The following is an 8230-nucleotide window of genomic DNA, read 5'->3' on the forward strand; positions in this document are numbered from 1 at the left end:
GGGGCCAAACCGCCCTGCGATACTGACTAGATTGTCTATTTAATTCGGGGGCGAGAGGGAGCACGATGGCGCGCACCGATCGTGATCGTTGGGACCTGGCAACCAGTGTGGGCGCGACGGCCACCATGGTCGCGGCGCAGCGGGCCCTGTCCTCCGACGCGGAGTTGATCGACGACCCTTATGCGGCGCCGCTGGTGCGCGCCGTCGGGATCGACGTCTACGTCCGGATGGTCAACGGCGAAATCCCGGCCGGTGGAGCCGCCGAGTTCAATCCGCAGCGGATGGCGCGCAGCATGGCTTGTCGCACAAGGTTTTACGATGACTTCTTCCTGGAGTCGACTCGGAGCGGCATCGGTCAGGCGGTGATCCTGGCGTCGGGGCTCGATGCGCGCGCCTACCGCCTGCCGTGGCCGGCGGGCACCGTCGTCTACGAGGTCGACATGCCGGAGGTGATCGAGTTCAAGACCTTAACCCTCGAGGAGCTGGGCGCCGAGCCGACCGCCGAGCGGCGCACCGTCGCAGTCGACCTGCGCGACGACTGGGCCACCGCGCTGCGCCAGGCGGGACTCGATCCACAGGCTCCGTCGGCGTGGAGCGCCGAGGGACTGTTGGTGTACCTGCCGGAGTCGGCCCAGGACGCGCTCTTCGACAACATCACGGCCCTGAGCGCACCCGGCAGCCGGCTGGCCTTCGACTTCGTGCCTGACACCGCCGTTTTCACCGACCCGCGCTGGCGCGCCCACCACGACCGGATGAGCGAGCTCGGCTTCGAGGTCGACTTCAACGACCTCGTCTATCACGGCGAGCGCAGCCACATCGTCGACCACCTCAGCCAGCGCGGCTGGCGGACGTCGTCGCGGACGGTAGCGGAACTGCACGCGGCCAACGGCTTCGCCTACGCCGACGACGAGGTCGCCCTTGCCTTCGCGGATGTGACCTACAGCAGCGCGGTGCTCGGGTAAGCGCCGATCTGCCGAGACCATCACGCGCCGGTGCCCCCACCAGGGCTCGAACCTGGGACCTGCGGATTAAAAGTCCGTAGCTCTACCAACTGAGCTATAGGGGCCGCGGAGATTCAGGATACTTGGGCCGCAAACGGGGCTCGTTTGAGGATTGGGCCCGCGGTGACCTAAGCTGACGTGGCTCCTAACGAAACCTCGTTGTGAGTACCCCGGAGTGATTCGGTTCTGGCCCCCATCGTCTAGTGGCCTAGGACGCCGCCCTTTCACGGCGGTAGCACGGGTTCGAATCCCGTTGGGGGTACGCGACGCGGTGACGCGGAGCAGCAGCAAGGCCCTGTGGCGCAGTTGGTTAGCGCGCCGCCCTGTCACGGCGGAGGTCGCGGGTTCGAGTCCCGTCAGGGTCGCCAACTCGGCGAGGCACTTCATGCCTTCCGGCCAGGTAGCTCAGTCGGTACGAGCGTCCGCCTGAAAAGCGGAAGGTCGGCGGTTCGATCCCGCCCCTGGCCACCGTCAAAGCGTTTTAATGCGGTGTCAGTGCCCGCAACTCAGCCTGTCTCGACGCAATCGGCGATCCCGAGAGATGCGGTCAAGCGCGAGGCTGAGTCTGCGCCGTCCACACTCGACCGTCGAAATAGCGCATCATTTGCATGTCTTGCTGGTCGGGGTACCAGCCAGGTGCCAAACCGCTGGTCGCAACGGGCTGTTGTTGTACCACCGGCCGCTCGACAACCGGCCGTTCCGCGCGCGGGGCCGACACTGCGCGGACTACCGCGATGATCACCGCGACAATCGCGATGAGCACCAATATCCAGACAAGGGAATTCACAGCGCCAGCGATCATGAGCCTGCACCCTCTTGTTGCGGCGGTTCCAGTGCATCCTCTAATACCCTCACCCTTTGCCACCGAAACTCGCCGCGCATGCGCTCGACAGTGGTCGCTCGGCACTCCGAGTCGCCCACCGAGGTGACCGCGGCCAGCCGGGCCGGCTGGCCGGCCGAGCCGGGGGGCGAGCTATGCCGATTTACGCCGGGAATTAAAGCCGTAATCTCCAAGCCGCGAAGCGCCGCCGGTGCGCTCTAGGCGTTCATCCAGCAGAGCATCCGCCGCGTCGATCGATGGCAACGGGCGGCCCAGTCGGCGAGCTGCATAGCGAAGAGCGGCAACTGATTGCAGCTCCGCGTCGATCGTGTCGATGTCGCGAATGGTGATGTCGCTGGGCATTGCGTCCTCCTGTCGGAGAAATCGTCGCCCCCCGGGTTCCTTTCAGTTACCCAGATTCATGGGCAATATTCCTGACACGCCGGCAATGGTTCGTGACCCATCTGACCGGCACGGTGCCCATGGGGTGCTTGCGGCGGCCAACCGCGACCGGCGAGGGTTCGAGAATCCGCATCAGTTCGGCCGGACCGCAAGAACGTCCGCGGGCACGTCGCCTTCGTCCGTGGCATCGGCCTCCGCGCCGGCTTACCGAGTTGCCTGTCGAATTCACCCCGGCGGATTGACCGGCCGTCACCGGCGCTACCCGAGCACCGGCAGCAGCAACCGCGACGACGAGCGCACCGTGTTCCAGCTGGACGTGCCGACGCTGGCATGGCGGAAGTTCATGATGGCCGGCGTCGACGGGTCCTGGTCGTCACTGGTGAGCGTGAGACGGATGCGGTGGCCGGCCTTGAAGCGTCGGGCGTTGGGCACCAATGGGATTCGGTACTCGACGTCCTCGCCCAGCGGCACCGCTCGGGGGTTGCGGCAGGGCAGCGCCGGCGCGCCGGGGCGACTGGCCGCCTCGTCGACCTCGCGCAGGCTGGCGCGCAGCCAGCCCGCGGTCACGTCGGTCGTTGCCCCGTCGGGTGCCACGTCGTGCAGCGTCGCGATCCACGCGGTGTCGATCGCCGTCGCCGAGGCGACCAGCCGCAGTTCGATGTCGCCCACCACGTCGACGTCCTCGGTCAACGGCGCGCCGGTCCAGGTCAGCACCGAAGGCGGATCGATCTCGCTGGGTTTGATGCGGCCCAAACCCGCGCCCAGAACCATGAATTCGCGGCTGCCCGGCTCACCTTCGTCGGCGGCCAAACCACCGTCCGCCCGCAGGGCCAGTTCACGATGCGGGGCGGGGGCCGGTGGCCAGGAGTCGGCGGTTCGCCACTCGTCGGCGCCGGGCAGGAAGTATCGAATGGGTGGCCCATCGGTGATTCCGGTGTCGCGGCCCTTCAACCATTGGTCGTACCAGGCCAGGGCCTCGGTGTGCATGCTTTCCCAGGGCCAGGTCAGACCGAACTCACCGAGCATGCCCATCCGCACGCAGGCGTTGTCCGACAATCCTTTCCATGCGGCGAAGGTCGACGGCAGGTGTAACGGCACGTTCTGCCAATCGCAGCCCAGGTAGACCGGGATGTCGATCTCCTTGAGCAGTGGCAACAGGTTTCGTTCTTCCCACCAATCGTCACGCGTCGGGTGTTTGACCACCGCCTCCTGCCACAACTCGTCCCACGGGTGGGGATTGTGTGGCAGCCTGAGCAGCTGGCGCAGCATCGTGACCGCCGCCTCGCCGTTCTTGGTCTCGAATTTCTTATGGATGCCAGGGCTGTTCAGCGCGCGCCGCGCCAGTCCCACCGGCTTGCTGCGCCACAGTTTGTCGCTGCGGTCGGAGGTGAGGCCCATCATGGCGAGAAACGGTGTGATGAACGACGAACTCACCAGCCCGTGGTGGTTGGCGCCCTCGTACAGGTCGGCGGTCACGGCCAGGGGGAAGATCGCTTTGAGGTGCGGCGGACGCTCGACGGCCGCCTCGAGTTGGGTCATCGCGAAGTAGCTGATGCCGATCATGCCGACGTTGCCGTCGCACCACGGCTGCGCCGCGGTCCACTCGACGAGGTCGTACACATCCCGGCGTTCCTGCGCGTCGAAGAAGTTGAAAGAGCCCTCGGAGCCGCAGGTGCCGCGGAGGTTGGCGATGACGTGCGCGTAACCGCGCGGCACCCAGAAGTCCGTCCTGCCGGCCTCGACGAACCCCGCCGGGGCGCCGAGGTCCTGCATCTGCCGCGGGTACGGCGACGCCGCCAGCAGTGCCGGGAAGCGGCCGTCGGCATCGGGCCGGTGCACGTCGGCCAGAAGCGTTGTGCCGTCACGGACCGTGATCGCGGTATTGATGTCGGTGCGCGACGCGTACCGCGGCTCGCTGAGGTTTCGGTATTCGCGGCCGGTGGTCTGCGGGCCGTTGAGCGTGATCACAGTTTCACGCTATGTTGAAATTAGTTTCAACGCAAGATGAAACTTCGGCTATGGTGGCATGGTGCCGACGCGATCGACGACCCCCGGTCCGCGCGACGAGCGCGGCGTGCTGGCGGCGCGCATTCTGGCCGCCGCTCGCGACGAGTTCGCCGAACATGGCTGGGCCGGCACGGCCATCCGCGCCGTCGCTCGCACCGCCGACGTCGATCCGGCTCTGATCTACCACTACTTCGGCTCCAAGGAGGGCCTGCTCGACGCCGCCACCACGCCGCCGCAGAAGTGGCTCGACGCGGTGTCCGCTACGTGGGCGACGCCCAAGGCGGACCTGGGCCGGCAGTTGATCCGCACCGTCTTGGACACCTGGACCGACGAGGAGGTCGGTCCCGTCCTGCGCGCCGTGGTGCTGACGGCCGCCCACGAGGACAAGACCCGGGAGAAGCTGCGGCTGATCGTTGAGCGGGGCCTGATCGGCGGTTCCACCCTTGGAGACGACGAGGGCGACCGACTGCGGCGCAGCGGGCTGATCGCCACCCAGCTGATCGGCTTCGCGTTGTTGCGCTTCGTCTGGAAGATCGAGCCGATCGCGTCGATGTCCGAGGACCAGGTGGTGGCCGCGGTCGCGCCGAACCTGCAGCGCTACGTCGAGGGCGACATCGCATAGGCGCTAACGCAACTCACGGCGACCAACGGCGACAATGACCGGATGCGTCTTTTGCGCCCGAACCTTGCACTCGCGGTCGCGGCGGGTCTGGTCCGTGTCGCGACCGCGCACGCCAGTCCCGACGTCCCGCCGGTGAGCGACGCGGCCCGCGCGGCCGGATTCGTCGACGTCCGCAGCGTGGTCCCCGACGCCATCATCGACCTGCGCTACGCGACCACCAACAACTTCACGCACACGCAGCTGTACCCGTCCGACGCCCGATGCCTGGTGCACCAGTCGATGGCGTCCGGACTGGCGACGGCCGCGACGGCGCTCCGGCCGCAGGGACATCTCCTCGTGTTCTGGGATTGCTATCGGCCCCACGACGTGCAGGTCAAGATGTTCAACGTCGTCCCCAACCCCGCGTGGGTCGCGCGCCCCGGCCAGTATGCGCACAGCCACGAGTCGGGGCGCTCGGTCGATGTGACGTTCACGACGGCAGAGCAGCCGTGCGCATCCGGGCTACACGCGCAGGGGCTTTGCCTGGCCGACATGGGCACCGATTTCGACGACTTCTCCTCGCGCGCAAACGCTTTCGCCACCCAGGGGGTGAGCGCCGACGCCCAGGCGAACCGCGCGGCGCTGCGCGACGCGATGAAGTACGGGGGGTTGGCGCCCTACTCCGGGGAGTGGTGGCACTTCGACGGCCCGGGCGCCGCGGTCGACCGGCCGATCCTGAATGTGCCCGTGGACTGATCTCATATTTCGAGACGAATATTTCAATATATGAGTCACGCCCGTAGGCTTCGGGCATGAACTGCGAAGACGGGGCCACCTACACGCACGGGCACCACGAGTCGGTGCTGCGGAGTCACCAGCGGCGCACCGCGGAGGACTCCGCGGCCTATCTGCTGCCGCACCTGAACTCGGGGCTGTCGGTCCTGGATGTCGGGTGCGGGCCCGGAACCATCACCGCCGATCTCGCGGCCCGGGTGGCGCCGGGTCCGGTGACGGCGGTCGACCAGTCGACCGACGTGCTCGATGTGGCCCGCGCCGAGGTCGAGCGACGCGGCCTGTCGAATGTTTCCTTCGCCACCGCCGACGTGCACCGGCTCGACTTCGCCGACGACGCCTTCGACGTGGTGCACGCGCACCAGGTGCTCCAGCACGTCGCCGACCCGGTGGGGGCGCTGCGGGAGATGAGGAGAGTGTGCGCGCCCGGCGGCCTGGTGGCGGCCCGCGACGCCGACTACGCGGGATTCATCTGGTTCCCGCAACTGCCGGCGCTCGACCTGTGGCGCGACCTTTACGAGCGGGCCGCGCGGGCCAACCGCGGCGAACCCGATGCCGGGCGACGGCTGCTGTCGTGGGCGCGGCAGGCGGGCTTCGCCGACGTCACCCCGACGAGCAGCCTGTGGTGCTACGCGACGCCCGCGACGCGCGAATGGTGGGGCGGGATGTGGGCCGACCGGATCCTGCACTCGCGGATCGCGAGCGACCTGTTGGAGTTGGGTCTGGCCACCAGTGCGCAGCTGGAGGAGATCTCCGCCGCGTGGCGCGACTGGGCGGCCGCCCCCGACGGCTGGATCGCCATTCCCCACGGCGAGATCCTCTGCCGGGTGTAGTGCGCACACAGGTTTGACCAGGTCAAGCGCGTGGTATTGGCATTCTCTTTTTTTGCAAGTACGTTATTCACCGATGGATAATATGGCCCACACTCCGTCGGGTATCCCGCTGCAGCCGGTCTATGGGCCGGCGGACGTCGGCGCGGAGCCTCCGCAACCGGGGGAGTTTCCCTTCACCCGGGGCAACTTCGCGTCCGGCTACCGGGGCAAGCTGTGGACCTTCCGCCAGTACTCCGGGTTCGGCACCGCCGAGGAATCTAATCGCCGGTACCGCTACCTCCTGGAACAAGGCGGGACCGGGTTGTCGGTGGCGCTCGACCTGCCTACCCAGTGTGGCTACGACTCCGACGACCCGGAGTTCGGCGAGGAGGTCGGCCGGGTGGGCGTCGCGGTCGACACGCTGGCCGATTTCGAGGTCCTGTTCGACGGCATCCCGCTGGACAAGCTCAGCACCAGCATGACGATCAACGGAACGGCGGCGATCCTGCTGGCGTTCTACGTCGCCGCCGCCGAGAAGAAAGGGATACCGCGCGCGAAGCTCACCGGAACCATCCAGAACGACATCCTCAAGGAGTACGCCTCGCGCGGGACCTGGATCTGGCCGCCGGAGCCGTCCCTGCGGCTGATCGCCGACACGATCGAGTTCTGCGCGGCCGAGGTGCCGAGGTTCAACGCGATTTCGGTGGCCGGGGCGCACTTCCGCGACGCGGGGGCGAACGCGGTGCAAGAGATGGCGTTCACCCTGGCCGACGGGGTGACCTACTGCGACACCGTGGTCGAGCGCGGCCGCATGACGATCGATCAGTTCGCGCCGCAGATCTCGTTCTTCTTCTACACCCACGGCGATTTCTTCGAGGAGATCGCCAAATACCGTGCGGGGCGCCGACGTTGGGCCACCATAGTCAAGGAGCGGTACGGGGCGACGGCTGACAAGGCGGCGATGTTCCGCTTCGGCTGCGTCTGTGGTGGCGCCTCGCTGTACGCACCACAGGCCCACAACAACATCGTCCGGGTGGCCTACGAGGCGATGGCCGCCGTGCTGGGCGGTGTCCAGTCGATGTTCACCGCGGCCTGGGACGAGCCGTTCGCCCTGCCCACCGAGGAAACCACCACGCTGGCGCTGCGCACCCAGCAGATCCTCGCGCACGAAACCGGCGTGGCCAGCGTCGCCGACCCGTTGGGCGGCTCCTACTTCGTGGAGGCGCTGACCGACGCCACCGAGGCGCGCATCGTCGAGATCATGGACGACCTCGAGCGGCACGGCGGCATGGTCCATGCCATCGAAGACGGCTATCTACAGGGTCTGATCGCCGACGAGGCATTCAAGGTCCACCAGGACATCGAATCCGGCGCTCGCCCGGTCGTCGGCGTGAACCGGTTCGTGACCGAAGAGCCCGAACACGATGTCGTCACCTATGAGCTCGACGCCGAAGGGCGCGATCTCCAGCTCAAGCGGCTCGCTAAAGTGAAGGCCGAAAGGGATTCGGCCGCAGTCAAATCCAGTCTCGCAGCACTATCGCGCGCCGCCGAAGGGGACGACAATCTGATGCACAACCTCATCGAGTGCGCCAACGCATACTGCACGGTCGGTGAAATGGTCTCCGCGCTCAAGGCGGTATGGGGCGAGTTCCAGCAACCGGTGGTGTTCTAATGGCGCCCCGGATCCTCGTCGCCAAACCGGGTCTGGACGGACACGACCGGGGCGCCAAGATCGTCGCCCGCACCCTGCGCGACGCCGGCTTCGAGGTGATCTACACCGGCATCCGGCAGCTAC

General features: G+C 67.2%; 9 protein-coding genes and 4 tRNA genes. 9 read left to right on the top strand and 4 right to left on the bottom strand.

The genetic code is table 11. The features are described from left to right. The first annotated feature begins 65 nt into the window (after nt 1-65). Nucleotides 66-962 carry a class I SAM-dependent methyltransferase gene (locus A5701_RS09870; protein WP_067751894.1) on the top strand — a complete coding sequence of 299 codons (897 nt, stop codon included), beginning with the start codon at nt 66-68 and terminating at the stop codon, nt 960-962. A 31-nt stretch (nt 963-993) separates the two neighbouring features. Here the strand turns inward: A5701_RS09870 and A5701_RS09875 are convergent. Further along, nucleotides 994-1066 (bottom strand) — tRNA-Lys (locus A5701_RS09875). 124 nt (nt 1067-1190) lie between these two features. Between A5701_RS09875 and A5701_RS09880 the strand changes: the two genes are divergently transcribed. The 3 genes from A5701_RS09880 to A5701_RS09890 all read left to right on the top strand — a co-directional run bounded on the left by A5701_RS09880 (nt 1191) and on the right by A5701_RS09890 (nt 1469). Next, nucleotides 1191-1263 (top strand) — tRNA-Glu (locus A5701_RS09880). Nucleotides 1264-1292: 29 nt separating this feature from the next. After that, nucleotides 1293-1369, top strand: a tRNA-Asp gene (locus A5701_RS09885). Between the two features lie 26 nt (nt 1370-1395). Further along, nucleotides 1396-1469: transfer RNA gene (locus A5701_RS09890), tRNA-Phe, on the top strand. A 79-nt stretch (nt 1470-1548) separates the two neighbouring features. Here the strand turns inward: A5701_RS09890 and A5701_RS09895 are convergent. The 3 genes from A5701_RS09895 to A5701_RS09900 all read right to left on the bottom strand — a co-directional run bounded on the left by A5701_RS09895 (nt 1549) and on the right by A5701_RS09900 (nt 4191). Next, nucleotides 1549-1803 carry a DUF2510 domain-containing protein gene (locus tag A5701_RS09895; RefSeq protein WP_067751898.1) on the bottom strand — a complete coding sequence of 85 codons (255 nt, stop codon included), beginning with the start codon at nt 1801-1803 and terminating at the stop codon, nt 1549-1551. A gap of 171 nt (nt 1804-1974) precedes the next feature. Continuing rightward, nucleotides 1975-2184, bottom strand: a complete 210-nt coding sequence (locus tag A5701_RS28105; RefSeq protein WP_156670031.1) for a hypothetical protein — start codon at nt 2182-2184, stop codon at nt 1975-1977. Nucleotides 2185-2481: 297 nt separating this feature from the next. After that, nucleotides 2482-4191, bottom strand: coding sequence for a CocE/NonD family hydrolase (locus A5701_RS09900; RefSeq protein WP_067751902.1), 1710 nt, complete (start codon nt 4189-4191; stop codon nt 2482-2484). 58 nt (nt 4192-4249) lie between these two features. Between A5701_RS09900 and A5701_RS09905 the strand changes: the two genes are divergently transcribed. From A5701_RS09905 to A5701_RS09925, 5 genes are all read left to right on the top strand, one after another. Then, nucleotides 4250-4852, top strand: a complete 603-nt coding sequence (locus tag A5701_RS09905) for a TetR family transcriptional regulator (RefSeq protein ID WP_067751905.1) — start codon at nt 4250-4252, stop codon at nt 4850-4852. Nucleotides 4853-4894: 42 nt separating this feature from the next. Beyond that, nucleotides 4895-5587: a M15 family metallopeptidase gene (locus A5701_RS09910; protein ID WP_067751908.1), complete on the top strand. Its 693-nt coding sequence runs from the start codon at nt 4895-4897 to the stop codon at nt 5585-5587. Nucleotides 5588-5643: 56 nt separating this feature from the next. After that, a complete protein-coding gene (locus A5701_RS09915; protein WP_067751911.1) occupies nt 5644-6456 on the top strand; it encodes a class I SAM-dependent methyltransferase in 813 nt (270 codons plus the stop codon). A gap of 73 nt (nt 6457-6529) precedes the next feature. Further along, nucleotides 6530-8107, top strand: coding sequence for a methylmalonyl-CoA mutase family protein (locus A5701_RS09920; protein WP_067751914.1), 1578 nt, complete (start codon nt 6530-6532; stop codon nt 8105-8107). Then, nucleotides 8107-8230, top strand: a 124-nt coding sequence (locus A5701_RS09925) for a cobalamin-dependent protein (RefSeq protein ID WP_197504956.1), incomplete at its 3' end; no start/stop codon positions are given. The genes A5701_RS09920 and A5701_RS09925, both read left to right, overlap by 1 nt.

This window comes from Mycobacterium sp. E3305 (assembly GCF_001666785.1).
Lineage (GTDB): Bacteria > Actinomycetota > Actinomycetes > Mycobacteriales > Mycobacteriaceae > Mycobacterium.

What these genes read in the sequence shown, in the direction of transcription:
- A5701_RS09870 (WP_067751894.1), top strand. Translation starts at nt 66, where the DNA reads ATGGCGCGCACCGATCGTGATCGTTGGGACCTGGCAACCAGTGTGGGC.
- A5701_RS09895 (WP_067751898.1), bottom strand. Translation starts at nt 1,803, where the DNA reads ATGATCGCTGGCGCTGTGAATTCCCTTGTCTGGATATTGGTGCTCATC.
- A5701_RS28105 (WP_156670031.1), bottom strand. Translation starts at nt 2,184, where the DNA reads ATGCCCAGCGACATCACCATTCGCGACATCGACACGATCGACGCGGAG.
- A5701_RS09905 (WP_067751905.1), top strand. Translation starts at nt 4,250, where the DNA reads ATGGTGCCGACGCGATCGACGACCCCCGGTCCGCGCGACGAGCGCGGC.
- A5701_RS09910 (WP_067751908.1), top strand. Translation starts at nt 4,895, where the DNA reads ATGCGTCTTTTGCGCCCGAACCTTGCACTCGCGGTCGCGGCGGGTCTG.
- A5701_RS09915 (WP_067751911.1), top strand. Translation starts at nt 5,644, where the DNA reads ATGAACTGCGAAGACGGGGCCACCTACACGCACGGGCACCACGAGTCG.
- A5701_RS09920 (WP_067751914.1), top strand. Translation starts at nt 6,530, where the DNA reads ATGGATAATATGGCCCACACTCCGTCGGGTATCCCGCTGCAGCCGGTC.